Source organism: Labrys sp. Lb11, assembly GCF_057554225.1.
Genome location: NZ_BAAJOT010000003.1, coordinates 397,570 through 413,731 on the forward strand (window position 1 = coordinate 397,570; position 16,162 = coordinate 413,731).

Genomic DNA, 16,162 nt, shown 5'->3' on the forward strand with positions numbered 1-16,162 from the left:
GCCATGACGGCCGAGAGGGAGCACATCAGGAGTAGTAATGCGCTTGTCCGCCAACAAGCCCCAAGGCGAAAGGGCGCGGTGCGCCGCCATGTCCCAGCGCCCACGAAGGCAAAACCGTTCATGACGGGTCCGACGATTCCGATGTCCGCGGCGGCCGCCGAGAATCGAACGACGACTTGTCAGGCGACTTGACATCGCCACGACGAGGGCCGGACTGGCTTCGAGACGGCCGCAGCGGGCGGTGACGCCGCGGCCGCAGATCGGCAGAACAAGGAGGACCGCTTGGCTCGCAAACCCGCCGAACTCAAGTCCCGGCCGAAGATGGAGTGGCCGGCCCAGTCGCCGCAGCGCCCGTCCCGCCTCGGCGACCAGCTCTACGGCCAGATCCTCGACCGCATCGTCTCCGGCGCCATGCCCGAGGGCGAGAAGCTGCCTTCGGAGAGCCAGCTTTGCGAGATCTACGGCGTCTCGCGCCCGGTGGTGCGCGAGGCGCTGTCGCGCCTGCAGGCGGACGGGGTGGTGGTGTCGCGCCACGGCTCCGGCTCCTTCGTGCAGCGCCGGCCGAACCGGGAGTTCTCGCTGCTGGCGCCGATCGGCGATGTCGCCGACCTCATGCGCTGCATGGAATTCCGCATCGCACTGGAGGGCGAGGCCGCCTTCCTTGCCGCGACGCGACGCAGCGAGGCCGATCTCGAACGCATCAAGCGGGCCTATGATGACCTGGAAGGCGTGATCGCCCGTGGCGAGGTCGGCGGCGAGGCTGACCGCGCCTTTCACGTGGCCATTGCCGCGGCGGCGCAGAACCGCCTGTTCGTCCAGGCCATGGAGGTCTTCGCCGAGGCGACGCTGAAAGGCATCGAGCTCGCCCGCAAGCTGTCGCTGCGCCAGAGCGCCCGCCGCCTGCAACTGGTCCAGCAGGAGCACAAGCGCATCCTCCAGGCGATCGAGGCGGAAGAGCCGGCAGCGGCGCGCGAGGCGATGCGCACCCATATCGACAATGCGCGGGTGCGCGTGCTGACCGACAGCACCGAGCCCTGATCAGGCCGCCGCAGCCAGGCCGTCGTTGAAGGCGCGCAGACTGCGCGCGGCCGGAGCGACGCGCTCGCGCGCCTCAGGCTCCAGGTTCGACATCAGCGGCAGCACCGGCCCCATCTCGGCGATGCCGGCAAGGGTCACGCCGTCATGCAGGACGCGGACGGGATTGATGGTGTCGCGCAGCGTCTCGAACGGCAGGAAGCCTGAACGGATCCGCGCCGCGGCCTCGAAATCACCGGCCTGCAAGGCCCGCAGCAGCGCCATCGAGGCGCGCGGGGCGATCGAGACCGAGCCGGACGTGAAGGCGCGCAAGCCGAACCGGCGCCAATGCTCGATCGCCGGCCGCTCGCCGATGCCGCTGATGATGCAAGACCGGTCGACGCGCTCCACCAGGTCCGCGAGGAAGGCATCCTCGGTCGGATCCGTACGCACGATGGCATATTTGATGGCGGCGACCGCACCTCTGTCGACGAGACGGGCGACTGCCGCCGGTGCCAGATAGGTCTCCGAGCGCAGATAGGCGATCGCCGGCCGCCCCAGCCGCTCGGCGAAGCGGGCGATGCCGTCCTCGACGCCGGCTGGCGTCGCGGCGCCGGCGGCCGGCAGAACCATGGCGGTCGGGAAGGGCCGGCTGCGCAGCGCCTCGGCCTGGTCCATCATCTTGCCGAAGTCCGGCCCGACCGCCGGGATGATCCAGCTTCCGGGGGAGGCCAGTTCCAGCAGCATGTCGAGCAGCTCGGCATAGCCGCCGACGCCGATATTGTAGAAATTGGCGTTGCCGCCATACATCAGCGTCGAGACGCCGCCGGCCTCCAGGTGTCGGATCAGCGCCGCATTCGCCGGCCGGTTGAGCGTCAGGTCCGCGTTCCGGGCGAGCGGGGGCACCGCCAGGACCGACTTCGTCAGATCGCCATGCATGGATCGTTCTTTCCTGCCCGGCCCGGGGCGGCCGGATCATACCATCATCCTAAGGCCTGACGCTGCGGAGTCAATAAGGCGTAAACTTGTCTTACATGTATGGTCTTTCCAGGCCGAACAGGTGGGCGGCGGTGCCCCCCATCACCAGGTCGCGCTCGCGGCCGGAAAGGCCGGGAAAGGCCTCGCCCCAGCGGACGGCCTGCGCGTAGGGACACACGCTGCGCACGCCCGGATAGTCCGAGCCGAACAGCACGCGGGCGGCGCCGAACCGGTCGAGCACGGCCCGGTAGAACGGCACGATGTCCGGGAAGGGATAGGAGGTGCGGGCATCTTCCGCGACGCAGAGCAGCTTGAAATGAACGTTGTCCCGCGCCGACAGCATGTCGAGCAGCGGCGCGGCGTCGCCTCGGCGGTGCACGTCCGGCCCGAGATAGTCGACGATGAACGCCGTGCCGGGATGGCGCGCCGCCAGGGCCGCGATCACGGGGGCCTGGTCGAGGTCCATATGAAACGACAGCGACAGGCCGAGGGCCGCGACCGCCTCGAACAGCGGACGCCGCTCCTTCCGCGCCAGCCAGGATATGTCGCCCTGGCGAATGAGGTTGAGGCGCAGTCCGCGGCAGCCGCCGGGCCCGCACCACCGCGCCACGTCGGGCTCGGGCGTGGCCGATCGCGGATCGATCAGGCAGATGCCGGCAAAGCGGTCCGGCCGCGCCGCCAGGCAAGCCATCAGGTAGCGGTTGTCCCAGCCATAGACGCTCGGCTGCACCAGCACCGCCGTCCCGACACCGGCCCCGGCCATGTCCTGCAGCAGCATCTCCACCGGCGCCGACGTGGTCGGGGCCGGCACATGCGCCAGGATCGGCTGCCAGGGATAGGCGTCGGCATCGCCCGACCAGACATGCACATGCGCATCGATGATCATCGTCAGACCTCGCCGGATGGGATGGGGCGCCGCCCCAACTTGTCTGTCAAAATACACAGTTTGCCCGCACCGCTCTTGAATCACGCCCACACGGGTGAAACAAGAAGGGACCACCGGCTCGGAGCCTCTCCATGACCATCGGAATCGGCATCATCGGCGCGGGCGTCATGGGCGGCGACCACGCCCGCACGCTGGCACGCTCCATCCAGGGCGCGGCGCTCGTGGCCCTCTCGGATGCGGACCCGCAGCGTGCCGGAGCGGTGGCGGCCGAGACCGGCCGGCCGCATCTGCATGCGGACGGCCGGGCATTGATCGCCGATCCGGCGGTCGGCGCCGTCATCATCGCCTCGCCCGACGCCACCCACCGCGAGCTGGCCCTCGCCTGCATCGCGGCCGGCAAGCCGGTGCTGTGCGAGAAGCCGCTGGCGCCGACCGCCGAGGAATGCCTCGACGTCGTCGCGGCCGAGACCCGGCTCGGCCGGCGGCTGGTGCAGGTCGGCTTCATGCGGCGCTTCGATCCGGGCTACCGGGCCATGCGGGCGGCGCTGGTCGCCGGCCGGCTCGGCGCTCCGGCGATGCTGCACTGTGTCCATCGCAACGCCAGCGTGCCGCCCTGGTTCGACGCCGGCATGGTCGTCACCAATTCGGCGGTGCATGAGCTCGACATCGCCCGCTGGCTGCTCGACGACGAGGTCGCCGCCGTCTCCACCTTCATCCGGGCGCCGGACGGCGGCACGCCCCCGGGCGACCGCCAGTTCATGGTGCTGGAGATGCGTGGCGGCGTGCTCGTCGACGTCGAGCTCTTCCTGGCCGCGGGCTACGGCTACGACGTGCGGGCCGAGCTGGTGTGCGAGCAGGGCACGGTGTCGCTGCGCCCGCAAGCCCCGGTCGAGCAGCGTTTCTCCGGCGAGCAGGCCATCGGTTTCGCGCCGGACTGGCGGGCGCATTTCGCCGCCGCCTATGCGGCCCAGCTCCAGGCCTGGGTCGATTCGATCCGCACCGGCACGCCCGCGACCGACGGCGCCAGCGCCTGGGACGGCTATGTCGCCTCCGCCACCGCCGCCGCCTGCCTCGAGGCGCTGCGCAGCGGCCGGCGCACGCGGCTCGACCTGCCGGGCAGGCCGGCCTTCTACGCCTGACGCGTCTTGCGATGTGGCGGAGCGAAGGGCGCCCCGTCCGCTCCCGTGCGGGACGCCTACCGCCGTCCGGACATGATCAGGTGGACGATCTCGGACTGGCTGGTCTCCGCCGTCCGCAGCTCCTCGGCCTTGCGGCCGCGATAGAGCACGGCGATGCGGTCGGTCACCTGCATCACGTCGTTCATGTTGTGGGTGATGTAGACCACGGCCACGCCCTGGCTCGCCAGCTGCCGGGTGAGCTCGAGCACCTTGTTCTGCTCGGGCACGCTCAGCGCCGCCGTCGGCTCGTCGAGAATGACGAGATTGGCCTTCCAGCGGATGGCGCGCGCGATGGCGATCGCCTGGCGCTGCCCGCCCGAGAGGCTGTCGACGGTGACCCGCAGCGAGGGAATGTGGATGTCGAGCCGCTTCAGCGTCTCGGCGGCGTCCCGCTCCATCTCCCGCGTCTTCAACAGGCGGATCAGGCCGGGAACGAGGTCGACGGTTCGCTCCCGCCCGATGAAGAAGTTGGCGGCCACCGGCAGGTTCGGAACCAGCGCGAGATCCTGGAACACGGTCTCGATGCCGAGCTGATGGGCACGGTCGGGCGAGTTGATCCGCACCTCGGCGCCGCCGCACTCGATCGTGCCGCCGCTCGGCTGGTGCACGCCGGAGATCACCTTGACCAGGGTCGTCTTGCCGGCGCCGTTGTCGCCGAGCAGGCCGAGCACCTCGCCGCGGCGGATCTCCAGGTCGATGCCGTCGAGCGCCAGCAGGCCGCCGAAGCGCTTGCTGACGTTGGTGAGCTTGAGGAAGTGCTCACCCGCCGCTTGTGTCCCGGTCATGCCAGCCCTTTCCCGCCGGCGCCGAGGCGCTCGACGAAGGCGAGGCCCGAGCGCAGGATCTCATCCTCGCTCAGCATGAAGCCGTAGACCTGCGCCTCGTACTCCACCGAAAGCGCCCCGCCATAGCCGGCGCGCTCGAGGCCGCGGACCAAGGCGGGGAAGTCGATGGTTCCCTGGCCGAGAGGCGGAAAGGCGAAATCCGGGAAGCGGCCGCTGCCGTCCTTCAGGTGGACGTGCACGATGCGGTCGGCCAGTTCGTCAACCACGCGGGCCGGGTTCTCGCCCTGGACCTCCAGGTGGCTCGGGTCGAAATTGACCCGGAACGGCACACCGGGCAGGTCGCGCGCCAGCCGGTGATAGTCGTCGACGGCATGGAAGAGATGGCCGGCGATGGCCTCGATCGCCAGGGTGACGCCGCGGCGTCCGGCATGGTCGGTGGTCCGCGCCACGGCATCGGCGAACCAGCGCCAGCCGTCCTCGCGCGTGCCCTCCCCCGCCTGCGGCCCGGAGAGGATATGGACGACCGGCGCGCCGACCTCGGCGGCGAGATCCGTGCAGCCGTCGACGAAGGCGATCGCCGCCTCGCGCGACGCCTTGTCGGCGGCGACCATGCCGACATGCGCGCCGACGGCCGGGATGGCGAGGCCCCGGCCGCGGCAGGCCGCGACGATGGCGCGGCGCTCCTCGCCGGTGGCCTCGGGTGTCACATGCGGCGGCGCCCAGGGCAGCGTTTCGGCGTTGAGCTCGATCGCCGCATAGCCGGCGTCGGCCACTCGGCCGATCACCTCCCCGATGCCGAGCGCCGGAAGGCCGACGCTGTGGAAGCAGGCTTGCATGGCGAACCTCAGGCGTAGGTCGGGACGATGAACGGGGCGTCGGCGGGCAGCGGCAGGTCGACCCAGCCGCCCGAGCGCATCGAGAGATAGGCGGCCTGCACCACCTCCTGCGCCTTCAGGCCGTCGACGCCGCTCGCCGCTTCGAGGCGGCCGGTGCGGGTGGCGGCGCAGAAAGCCCTGAGCTGCGCCTCGTAGGGGCTGCGCCGGGGCGGCTTCACCGTGATCCAGCCGCCCTCGAAGCCCTTCCACCAGGCGTCGGGATAATGGGCCTCGCGCAGCACCTCGGGCAGGTCCTTGGCGCTCTTCTCGGTGTAGACCGCCAGCGGCGCGGCGTTGAACGGGTTCAGCGTCTCGCTGGCGATATGGATGGTGCCCTCGGTGCCGTAGAGGTCGGTGCCGTCGCCGATATTGGGCGAATAGCGGTTGCCGGACAGGCAGCCGCGCGCGCCGCCCTCGAAGCGCGTCAGCAGCCAGACATTGTCGTCGACCTTCTCCTGCATCTGGCTGTGCGCCAGCTCGGCGAAGACGCCGGAGACGTCGCCGACGAGGTGGCGGGCGAGGTCGATGCGATGGATGGTCAGGTCGATGATGGTGGCCCCGCCCGACTGGGCCAGGTCGTAGCGGTAGCGCGTCGCCGCCGGATAGGCGGTCGACTTCTCCGAATAGACCGAGCGCATCTGGTGGACCTTGCCGATGAAGCCGGCATCGAGCAGGGCCTTGGCGATCTCGACCTGCCCCCAGAAGCGCTGGTTGAAGCCGACCTGCAGCACGACACCGGCCCTGGCGCAGGCCTCAACCATGCGCCGGCTCTCGGCCACGTCGATCGCCAGCGGCTTCTCGCACAGCACGTGCTTGCCATGGGCGGCGGCGGCGATGACGCCCTCGCCGTGGAAGCGGTTGGGCGTTGCCACGATCACGGCGTCGACGCCGCCCTTGTCGAGCATGGCCTCCAGGTCGCCGAAAGCCTTGCCGCCGAACTCGGAGGTGATCGCCTCGGCCCTGGCTAGGTCGCTGTCGAAGACGGCGGCCAGCTCGGCCTCGGCCGACCTGGTGACGACCGGCGCATGGCTGAGCCGCATGATGGCGCCGGCGCCGATGAGCCCGATGCGGACGGGAGGTGCTTTCGGTTCAGACATCGTTCCAACCCATGTTCTCGTGTTCCGGCCCCGGCGCTTCGTCCCGAGCCGCCAGCCCGGACCCCTCATTGGTTCGAGGCTTCGTGCCGCGTTCAATCTACCCCGGCGAAAGCCGCACGGAAGCCGCCCGGCGGCCTGCGGGGCCGCTACTTGATGATCTTCAGCTTGCCGCGGCGGATGGAGATCATCACCGCGCCGACGAGGACGATGCCGGTCAGCACCGTCTGCACATTGGTGGCGACCCCCATGATGATCAGGCCGTTGGCGAGCGTGGTGATGACCAGGCTGCCGACCACCGTGCCGAGGATCGAGCCGGTGCCGCCGGTGAGCGGCGTGCCGCCGATCACCACGGCCGAGATCGCCATCAGCTCGAAGCCCGTGCCGACGGTGGGGCTGCCCGAGCCGAGCTGCGAGGTCAGGATGCCGCCGCCGATGCCGGCCAGCATGCCCGACAGGATGAACATCGCAAGCTTGACGCCGTCGACCGGCACGCCGAGCACCCGCGTCTTCTCCTCGTCGCCGCCGATGGCGAAAGTGTAGCGGCCGAAGGTCGTGAAGCGCAGCAACGCCGCCATGACCAGGGCGACGCCCACGGCGATGACGAAGGGCATCGGCGGCGTGCCGAACAGGTAGAACTCGCTGGTCAGCGGGATCGGCACCGGCATGCCGCCGGTGAAGATCACGGTCGAGCCGCGGGCGACCGAGAGCATGCCCAGCGTCACGACGAAGGAGGGGATGCGCCCGAAGACGAAGACGCTGCCGTTGACCGCCCCGAGGACGGCTCCGACCACCGGGGCCACCAGGAAGGCCCAGGCACCGAGCATGCCGACGCAACTGGCGGCGACGGCGCCGGACAGGGCCATCACCGAGCCGACGCTGAGATCGATGCTGCCGCCGATGATGATGAAGGTGATGCCGATGGCGACGACGCAGAGCACCGCGCTGTTCTGCAGCACGATGCCGAGATTGTTCAGGGTGAGGAAGCGCTCCGGCGCCAGCACCCCGAACACGAGGATCACGACGGCGAGGGCGACATAGGCGATGTATCGCGACAGGAACTCGCCGACCGAAGGAGACTGCATGACAAACCCGTTCAAGGACATCCAGGCATGGGCGCGGGCCGGCGAGCGCAGGGGCGCTCGCCGGCCTCGCCTCACTTGGTCTGCAGCGGGAAGGTCTGGCTCGTCGCCTTCGGGTTGGTCGTCAGCGTGTAGTCCTTGACGTCATAGGGCGGCGCGCTGTCGATGAACTGCGCCTTGAAGGCGGCGAAATTGGCGCCGTTGACGCCGAGCAGGTCGAGCCGGATGTCGGTCTTGATCGGCTTGTGGCCGTTGATCGCGTCGAAGGCGATCATCACGCCGAAGCCGAGTTGCAGCCAGTGGCCGCCGGTGGAGAAGACGTAGTTGGTGCCCTGCTGGATCAGGTCGAGCGCCTGGGGCACGAGGTCCATGCCGCCGAGCTTGATCTCCTTGTCGCGCCCGGCCTGGCGGATGGCGCGGAAGGCGCCGAGGCACAGGGCGTCGTTGTAGCACCACACCGCGTCGATCGAGCCGGCGCCATGGGCCGCGAGCAGGTTCTGCATCGCCTGGTAGCCCGCGTCTTCGGACTCGCCGGCGCCGACATATTGGACCAGTTCGACGCCGCTCGCCGCCTTCACTGCCTCGATGAGCCCCTGCTGGCGCCCTTCCGCCACCGAGGAGCCGGGCAGGCCGCCGAGGCCGACGACCTTCCTGGCGCCCTGGCCGATCAGGTACTGGGCGATGTCCCGCCCGGCGGTGACGTCGTTCGGGCCGATGAAGGCGACATAGGGAGCCTTGTCGTTCTCCGCCGCGAAGCCGGGATAGCGGTCGACGATGACGATCGGCAGCTTGGCGCGCTGGGCGAGCACGATCAGGCCCGGGGCGCTGGCGGTCGACTGCGGCGTGACGACCAGGGCATTGGCGCCGCCGGCGATCAGCGACTGCACGTCGGCCAGCTGCTTGTCCTCGCGGTTCTCGGCGCCGACGACCACCAACTTGACGCCGAGCGCCCCGGCCGCGTGCTGGGCAAAATTCACGGCGTTGACCCAGAACGGGTTGTCGAGCGTCGGAATCGAGACGCCGATCGTCTTGGATTGCGCCATGGCAAACGGCGTTGCGGACACCAGGGCGCCGAAACCAAGGGCCGTTGCGGCCACGGCGCCCAGGAGGGCGCGCCGCGTGAAATGTAGAGACATGGATTCCTCCCTGATCAGCGCTTTTGAGCGGCGCCGGACATCGTCGCTGGCGCTCCCGGTTTCCGGTGAACGCGTTGCATCGCGACGATCAAAATCTATCCACATCGTCCCTCATACGTCAACAATGATGTTCAATGCGACACACAGACTCCAAAACTCCTGCCGTAGCCGACCGCCGATGGCCACATTCCAGGCACCAGCGGGAATGGAGTGGACAATGTCGCCGCGTAGAACTCGATTGCGAACAAGTGCTTCACCCTCCGGCGCGTCCTCTCCGCCGTCATGGCCGGACTTGATCCCATAAGCGCCAAGACAAGATCGAACTATGCCGCCCCCGAGAGAGGCAACGGCCTCTCAGCCACGATTGACCTGACGAGCCTATTTCCCTAACGATCGCTTATCTTAGCACTCATGGGACTTGGTCCGACCATGACCGCCACGTTGGCTTCGCCTGCCGATGAATGCCCCCCCCAAAGACCGGAAGTGCCGCCTCGGCACAGCCTTGGACCCTAGTTTCGCAACACTGTTGACCAAAGCGCATCATCTCGCCATAGTGATGTCATTCCTTCGACCGGATGGACGCAGGCGTGGAAATCAGATCAGTCAGCAAGGCTATTCGGCTCCTGGAGACGCTGGGACGCGAGCCCGGCGCCGTCGGCGTCTCGGACCTGGCGCGCCAGGTCGAGATGGACAAGAGTTCGGTGTCGCGCATGCTCCGCACGCTGGAGCAGGCCGGCTTCGTCGCCCAGGATCCCGTTACCCAGCGCTACACCCTCGGCATCACCCTCGGCATCCTCGGCCACAAGGCGCTGCGCCGCATCGACCTGCGGTCGAGCGCCCGCCCGACCCTGGAGCTGCTGGCCGAGCGGACCGGCGAATGCTCGCACATGGCCATCCTGGCCGACGGCCGCGCCTTCTATGTCGACCAGGCCGCGCCGGACCGCGGCGTCATCGTCGATGCGCCGATCGGCACGCTGGCTCCGCTCTATTGTACGGCGCTCGGCAAGTCGCTGCTGGCGTTCCAGCCGCCGCGCATCCGCGAGGCCCTTATCGCAGCGCTGTCCTTCGAACCCTTCACCCGCCGCACCATCACCGACGCCGCCGCGCTCGAGGGGCACCTGGCGCAGGTGCGCCGCAACCGCGTTGCCTATGACGACGAGGAGTTCAGCATCGGCGTGCGCTGCCTCGCCGCGCCGGTCTTCCGCCATGACGGCATGGTGTGCGGGGCGGTCGGCGTTTCCGGCCCGAGCCCGCGGGTCACCGACGACCGGATGAAGGCCTGGGAGATCCTCGTGCGAGACGAGGCGGCCGCCTTGTCGCGCCGGCTCGGCTACGAGGAGGACGCAGCGGCGGGGACGGTCGTCGGCGCCGACTAGGCGGCTCATTCCGCGTCCAAATCCGGGAGCGTGCCGCCGGCGGGGCGGTGCGAACCCTCGTCTGTTGCCCGCACCAAGACCAAGACACGACAGGGAGAGAACGTCATGCACGCTCAAGGGGAGGAGATGCGCGCCCGGGCGCGCGCCATCGCCGCCGCCGGTGGCCTGTCCGCCGCGCTCGCGGCCGGGACCGTTGCGCCGACGGTCGACGTCACCGTCTCCGAGGGAGTCGTGCTGGGCCTGCTGCGCCAGGGCGTCACCAAGTTCTTCGGCATCCTCGGCCACGGCAACACCGATCTCGGCGAGGTCCTGCGCCTCTACGCCGAGGCTGGCGCCCTGCGCTTCCTGCACTGCCGCAACGAGGTGGCGATGGCCCATGCCGCCACGGCGCTGCGCTGGGTCTACGGCGAGACGGCCGCGGTGCTGACGTCGATCGGCCCGGGTGCCCTGCAGGCCTTCGCCGGCTCGCTGGCCGCCGCTTCGAACGGCATCGGCGTCTACCATCTCTACGGCGACGAGACGACCCATGGCGAAGGGCCGAACATGCAGCAGGTCCCGGGCACCCGCCAGGGCCAGTTCGGCCGGCTCGTCGACGTCATGGCCCCCGCCTTCACCCTGCACACGCCGCAGGCCCTGCGCGAGGCGATGCGCCGCGGCACGGCCGCCGTGCACCGCCCCGGCTTCGCCTCGCCCTTCTATCTCTGCCTGCCGATCAACGTGCAGCCGCGGCTGATCCGCGGGCTGCGGCTGGACGCCCTGCCCCGCCGTATCGAGGCGCCGGCGACGGCGCCGGCCGGCGCCGATCCCTATCGAGCGGCGAGCGCCCTCGCCCGCCGCCATGCCCGCATCGTCATCAAGGCGGGCGGCGGCGCCTGCGGCGCGCCCGAGGCGGTGCGGCGCCTGGCCGAGCGGCTCGGCGCCGTGGTCGTGCTGTCGCCGAAATCGACCGGCGTGCTGCCGGACCGCCACCCCCTCAACATGCATGTCGGCGGCAGCAAGGGCTCGATCAGCGGCAACCACGCCATGGAAGAGGCCAGCCTGCTCATCGCCGTCGGCACGCGCGCCGTTTGCCAGGCCGACTGCTCGGGCACCGGCTATCCCAAGGCCGAGGCCGTCATCAACATCAATGCCGACCTCGACGACGCCGCCCACTACAACGACACGCTGATGCTGCCCGGCGACATCGGCGCGGTGATCGCCCGCTGGCTGGAGGATCTCGGTCCGGCCGATGCGGCCGATCTGGCGCGGACGGAGGCATGGCGCCGCGACTGCGCCGCCCGCAAGGCCGAGTGGCAGGCCTTCAAGGCCGAGCGCTGCGGCGCGGTGACCCTGCACGACGCCGCCTGGGGCCGCCCGGTCCTGACCCAGCCGAGCGCCATCGCGGCGCTGGCGCGCTTCGCCGCGGCCGTCGGTGCGGTCAAGGTGTTCGACGCCGGCGACGTCCAGGCCAACGGCTTCCAGATCGTCGAGGACGACCGGCCGGGCGAGAGCGTCACCGAAGCCGGCGCCTCCTATATGGGCTTTGCCGCCAGCGCCCTGCTCGCGGCCGCCGCAGCCGACCGGCCGGCCTACATGATCGCCTTTTCCGGCGACGGCTCCTTCGTCATGAACCCGCAGATCCTGATCGACGCGGTGGTGCACGGCGCACGCGGCATGGTCGTCGTCTTCGACAACCGGCGCATGGCGGCGATCTCCTCGCTGCAGAACGCCCAGTACGGGCCGGACTTCGCCACCAGCGACGAGGTCGCGGTCGACTACGTCGCGATGGCCGCCGCGGTCCCCGGCGTCAAGGCCGTGTTCGGCGGCTGGACGCTCGCCGAGTTCGAGGCGGCCCTGCGCCAGGCCCATGCCCATGACGGGCTCGCCCTCGTCCATGTCCCGGTCTACTGGGGCGACGATCCCCTCGGCGGCATGGGCGCCTATGGCCGCTGGAACGTCGGGCCGTGGTGCGCCGAGGTCGAGCGCCTCTATGCCGGCCAGACCATCTGAGGAGCTTTCGACATGTATGAACGGTTCGGACTCTTCATCGCCGGATCCTGGCGCCCGGCCCGGGACGGCAGGACGCTCGCCGTCGTCGACCCGGCCGACGAGGAGGTGATCGGCACGATCCCGCAGGCCGGGCCGGCCGATCTCGACGACGCCCTCGCCGCTCTCGCTTCGGCCGCGCCCGCCTGGCGCGCCGTGCCGGGCTGGGAGCGCTCCGCCCTGCTGCGCCGCATCGTCGAGGAGCTGCGCGCCCGGGCGGCCGAGGCGGCGCTGATGATGTCGCGCGAGACGGGCAAGCCCCTGGCCGAGGCGCGCGGCGAGTTCGCGGCCGCCATCGACCAGTTCGACTGGCAGGCCGACGAGGCGCGGCGCATCTTCGGCCACAGCCTCGGCGGCCGCGAGGCCGACATCCGCCTCGACGTGCGCTACGAGCCGGTCGGCCCGGTCGCGGCCTTCACGGCCTGGAACTTCCCGGCGCTGCTGCCGGCCCGCAAGATCGCCGCGGCGCTGGCGGCCGGCTGCCCGATCGTGGTCAAGCCCTCCGAGGAGACGCCGTCGAGCGCCTACGTCATCGCCGAGGCGGCCCGCGCCGCGGGCCTGCCCGCCGGCGTGCTCAACATCGTCACCGGCTCGCCCGACGCGATCTCGCGTCACCTCATCGCCTCGCCGGTGATCCGCAAGGTGTCGCTCACCGGCTCGGTGGCGGTGGGCAAGGCGCTGGCGCATCTGGCCGCCGACGGCATGAAGAAGATGACCATGGAGCTCGGCGGCCATGCCCCGGTGCTGGTCTTCGCCGACGCCGATCCGGTGGCGGCGGGCCAGGCCTGCGCCCGCGCCAAGTTTCGCAATGCCGGCCAGGTCTGCATCTCCCCGAGCCGCTTCTTCGTGCACCACTCGATCTACGAGCCCTTCGCCCGGGCCATGGCCGACACCGCCGGCGCGATCCGCATCGGCCGCAGCCGCGACGACGGCGTCGAGTTCGGCCCGATGATCAACGCGCGCGGGCGCGAGCGGACGGCCCAGCTGGTGGAGGACGCGCTCGGCAAGGGAGCCGAGCTCCTGACCGGCGGCGGGCCGCCCGCCGGCTTCAACCGCGGCTTCTTCTTCGCGCCGACCGTGCTCGGCCGGGTGCCCGAGGACGCCGCGATCCTCCGCGAGGAACCCTTCGGCCCGGTGGCGCCGATCCTGCCCTTCGCCGATTTCGACGAGGCTGTGCGCCGCGCCAACGACGTGCCCTACGGCCTTGCCGGCTACGTGTTCTCGCGCTCGCTGGCGACCGCCTCGCGTGCGGCGGACGCGCTCGAGGTGGGCATGGTCGGCGTCAACGACATGCTGCTCGCCGCCGCCGAGATCCCGTTCGGCGGCATCAAGGAGAGCGGCATGGGCCGCGAGGGCGGCCGGCTCGGCATCCTCGACTATCTCGAGCCGAAATATGTCAAGCTGCGCCTGGCGTGAACACGGAACGGAGCGGGTGCGGATGCCGCCGATCGTCTCGCCACGGTGCGGGCATCGCCTGATTTCTGAAATGATGCGTCCTGCGGCCGGCGCCCTCGACCGTCCCCGGACACAGGGAGGATGCGAACCATGAGCGACGACACGGCCGAACCGCGCGGCTTGCGGCGCGGGCTCACCAATTACGGCGACCGCGGCTTCAGCCTCTATCTCCGCCGGTCCTTCGCCAGCTCGATGGGCTACAGCCGGCAGATGCTCGACCGGCCGATCGTCGGCATCGCCCAGTCCGCCAGCGGCTTCAACAATTGCCACCGCCATTTCCCCGAGCTGATCGAGGCGGTGAAGCGCGGCGTGCTCGCCGCCGGCGCGCTGCCGGTGGAGTTCCCGACCATCTCGCTCGGCGAGGTGTTCCTCGACCCGACCAGCCTGAAGTTCCGCAACCTGATGGCGATGGACGTGGAGGAGATGATCCGCGCCCAGCCCATGGACGCGGTGGTGCTGCTCGGCGGCTGCGACAAGACGGTGCCGGCCCAGCTCATGGGCGCGGCCTCGGCCGACATCCCCGCCATCCAGCTGGTGGCAGGGCCGATGTCGACCAGTCGCCACCGCGGCGAGCGGCTCGGCGCCTGCACCGATTGCCGGCGCTTCTGGGCGCGCTACCGTGCCGGCACCGTCGACGAGGCCGAGATCGACGCCGTCGAGCAGCGCCTCGCCTCCACCGCCGGGACCTGCGCGGTGATGGGCACCGCCAGCACCATGGCCTCGCTCGCCGAGGCCCTGGGCATGATGCCCGCCGGTGCCGCCGCCATTCCCGCCGTCGACGCCGACCGCCTGCGCATGGCGGAGGAGACCGGGCGCATCGCCGTGTCGCTGATCGGCACCGACCGGCGCCCGAGCCGGATCATCACCGCCGCGGCGATCGAGAACGCGACGCGGGTGCTGCTGGCGCTCGGCGGCTCCACCAACGCGGTCGTTCATCTCGCCGCCATCGCCGGCCGGCTCGGCCTTTCGCTCGACCTCCGGGCGATGAACGAGCTCAGCCGGACCACGCCCGTCCTCGTCGACCTCAAGCCGACCGGCTCCGGCTACATGGAGGATCTCCATGCCGCCGGCGGCATCCCGGCCGTGCTGCGCGAGCTGCGCCACCTGCTGCATCTCGACTGCCTGACCGTCACCGGCGAGACGCTCGGCGAGCGCATCGCGGCGGCCGACGCCTGGGTCGACCGGCAGATCGTCCGGCCCGTCGACGATCCCGTGCGCGAGACCGGCGGGCTCGTCGCCCTGTTCGGCAACCTGGCGCCGCGCGGCGCGGTGCTGAAGCGCGCCGCCGCCGATCCCGCCCTGTTCGAGCGCGAGGGGCGCGCCGTCGTCTTCACCTCGCTGGCGGATCTGGCCGCCCGCATCGACGATCCGGCGCTCGACGTCACGCCCGACGATTTTCTCGTGCTGCAGAATGCGGGGCCGGCCAGCACGGCGGCCATGCCCGAGGCCGGCTACCTGCCGATTCCCGCCAAGCTGGCCCGGGCCGGCGTCAAGGACATGGTGCGCATCTCCGACGCGCGCATGAGCGGCACGGCCTACGGCACCATCGTGCTGCACGTCGCGCCCGACGCCGCCTCGGGCGGGCCGCTGGCCCTGGTGCGGAGCGGCGACCGGATCGGGCTGAGCGTCTCGCGGCACCGGCTGGAGCTGCTGGTCGACGAGGCCGAGCTCGACCGCCGCCGGGCCGCCCTGGCGCCGCCCGGCCCGGCGCGGGACCGCGGCTACCAGCGCCTCTATCGCGAGCAGATCCTGCAGGCCGACCAGGGTTGCGACTTCGCCTTCCTGCGCGCGGTGGAGCCGGAAGGCGGCTGAGCGGCGCCCTCGCACCCCTCACTCGCCGATCAGGTGCAGAACGATGTCGCGCCGGTAGGGCTGGCTGCGGTGCTCGAACAGGAAGAGCCCCTGCCAGGCCCCGAGCACCATGGCGCCGGCATCGACGGGAATCGAGAGCTGCACCTGGGTCAGCGCTGCGCGGATATGGGCGGGCATGTCGTCCGGCCCTTCGCACTCGTGGGCGTAGCGCCCGGGCTGCTCGGGCGCGATCTGCCCGAAAAAGGCGAGAAGGTCGCCGCGGACGTCGGGATCCGCCCGCTCCTGGATCAGGAGCGAGGCGGAGGTATGGCGGCAGAAGACGGTCAGGAGCCCGGTCGCGATCTTCTGCGCGCCGACCCAGGAGCGCACGGCCTCGGTGACCTCGATCAGCCCCTTGCCGCGCGTCGGAATGGAGAGGTGATGAATTGCCTGGCGCATGACTCCTGATATAGGGCCATAGCCGCAA

The 16,162-nt window shown here is 70.6% G+C and carries 14 protein-coding genes; 6 read left to right on the forward strand and 8 right to left on the reverse strand.

What is annotated here, in order from left to right; translation table 11 throughout:
• The first annotated feature begins 282 nt into the window (after positions 1–282).
• Entirely contained in the window at positions 283–1,038 is a 756-nt protein-coding gene (locus tag AC27L4_RS11710) for a FadR/GntR family transcriptional regulator (RefSeq protein ID WP_487142309.1), read from the forward strand.
• On the opposite strand, the gene AC27L4_RS11715 is transcribed toward AC27L4_RS11710, so the two are convergent.
• Positions 1,039–1,953, reverse strand: coding sequence for a dihydrodipicolinate synthase family protein (locus tag AC27L4_RS11715; RefSeq protein WP_487142310.1), 915 nt, complete (start codon positions 1,951–1,953; stop codon positions 1,039–1,041).
• 91 nt (positions 1,954–2,044) lie between these two features.
• Complete coding sequence (locus AC27L4_RS11720) at positions 2,045–2,878, reverse strand: amidohydrolase family protein (protein WP_487142311.1); 834 nt, start codon at positions 2,876–2,878, stop codon at positions 2,045–2,047.
• A 131-nt stretch (positions 2,879–3,009) separates the two neighbouring features.
• On the opposite strand from AC27L4_RS11720, the gene AC27L4_RS11725 reads away from it, so the two are divergent.
• Positions 3,010–4,017: a Gfo/Idh/MocA family protein gene (locus tag AC27L4_RS11725; protein ID WP_487142312.1), complete on the forward strand. Its 1,008-nt coding sequence runs from the start codon at positions 3,010–3,012 to the stop codon at positions 4,015–4,017.
• Positions 4,018–4,073: 56 nt separating this feature from the next.
• On the opposite strand, the gene AC27L4_RS11730 is transcribed toward AC27L4_RS11725, so the two are convergent.
• The 5 genes from AC27L4_RS11730 to AC27L4_RS11750 all read right to left on the reverse strand — a co-directional run bounded on the left by AC27L4_RS11730 (position 4,074) and on the right by AC27L4_RS11750 (position 9,028).
• On the reverse strand, positions 4,074–4,841 hold the full coding sequence (locus AC27L4_RS11730) for an ATP-binding cassette domain-containing protein (RefSeq protein WP_487142313.1): 768 nt from the start codon (positions 4,839–4,841) through the stop codon (positions 4,074–4,076).
• The gene (locus AC27L4_RS11735) at positions 4,838–5,677 is read right to left on the reverse strand and encodes a sugar phosphate isomerase/epimerase family protein (protein ID WP_487142315.1); all 840 of its coding nucleotides are present in this window, start codon (positions 5,675–5,677) and stop codon (positions 4,838–4,840) included. Before AC27L4_RS11735 ends, AC27L4_RS11730 begins: the two co-directional genes overlap by 4 nt.
• Before the next feature lie 8 nt (positions 5,678–5,685).
• Entirely contained in the window at positions 5,686–6,813 is a 1,128-nt protein-coding gene (locus tag AC27L4_RS11740) for a Gfo/Idh/MocA family protein (RefSeq protein WP_487142317.1), read from the reverse strand.
• A gap of 146 nt (positions 6,814–6,959) precedes the next feature.
• The gene (locus AC27L4_RS11745) at positions 6,960–7,895 is read right to left on the reverse strand and encodes an ABC transporter permease (protein WP_487142318.1); all 936 of its coding nucleotides are present in this window, start codon (positions 7,893–7,895) and stop codon (positions 6,960–6,962) included.
• Positions 7,896–7,966: 71 nt separating this feature from the next.
• Positions 7,967–9,028, reverse strand: coding sequence for a substrate-binding domain-containing protein (locus AC27L4_RS11750; RefSeq protein WP_487142319.1), 1,062 nt, complete (start codon positions 9,026–9,028; stop codon positions 7,967–7,969).
• A 587-nt stretch (positions 9,029–9,615) separates the two neighbouring features.
• Between AC27L4_RS11750 and AC27L4_RS11755 the strand changes: the two genes are divergently transcribed.
• The 4 genes from AC27L4_RS11755 (at position 9,616) to AC27L4_RS11770 (ending at position 15,696) form a co-directional block, all read left to right on the forward strand.
• On the forward strand, positions 9,616–10,404 hold the full coding sequence (locus tag AC27L4_RS11755) for an IclR family transcriptional regulator (protein WP_487142320.1): 789 nt from the start codon (positions 9,616–9,618) through the stop codon (positions 10,402–10,404).
• A 105-nt stretch (positions 10,405–10,509) separates the two neighbouring features.
• Positions 10,510–12,393, forward strand: a complete 1,884-nt coding sequence (locus AC27L4_RS11760; protein ID WP_487142321.1) for a thiamine pyrophosphate-dependent enzyme — start codon at positions 10,510–10,512, stop codon at positions 12,391–12,393.
• A gap of 12 nt (positions 12,394–12,405) precedes the next feature.
• Positions 12,406–13,845 carry an NAD-dependent succinate-semialdehyde dehydrogenase gene (locus AC27L4_RS11765; protein ID WP_487142323.1) on the forward strand — a complete coding sequence of 480 codons (1,440 nt, stop codon included), beginning with the start codon at positions 12,406–12,408 and terminating at the stop codon, positions 13,843–13,845.
• A gap of 129 nt (positions 13,846–13,974) precedes the next feature.
• A complete protein-coding gene (locus AC27L4_RS11770) occupies positions 13,975–15,696 on the forward strand; it encodes a dihydroxy-acid dehydratase (RefSeq protein ID WP_487142324.1) in 1,722 nt (573 codons plus the stop codon).
• Positions 15,697–15,714: 18 nt separating this feature from the next.
• On the opposite strand, the gene AC27L4_RS11775 is transcribed toward AC27L4_RS11770, so the two are convergent.
• Complete coding sequence (locus tag AC27L4_RS11775; protein WP_487142326.1) at positions 15,715–16,134, reverse strand: secondary thiamine-phosphate synthase enzyme YjbQ; 420 nt, start codon at positions 16,132–16,134, stop codon at positions 15,715–15,717.
• Between the last annotated feature and the right edge of the window lie 28 nt (positions 16,135–16,162).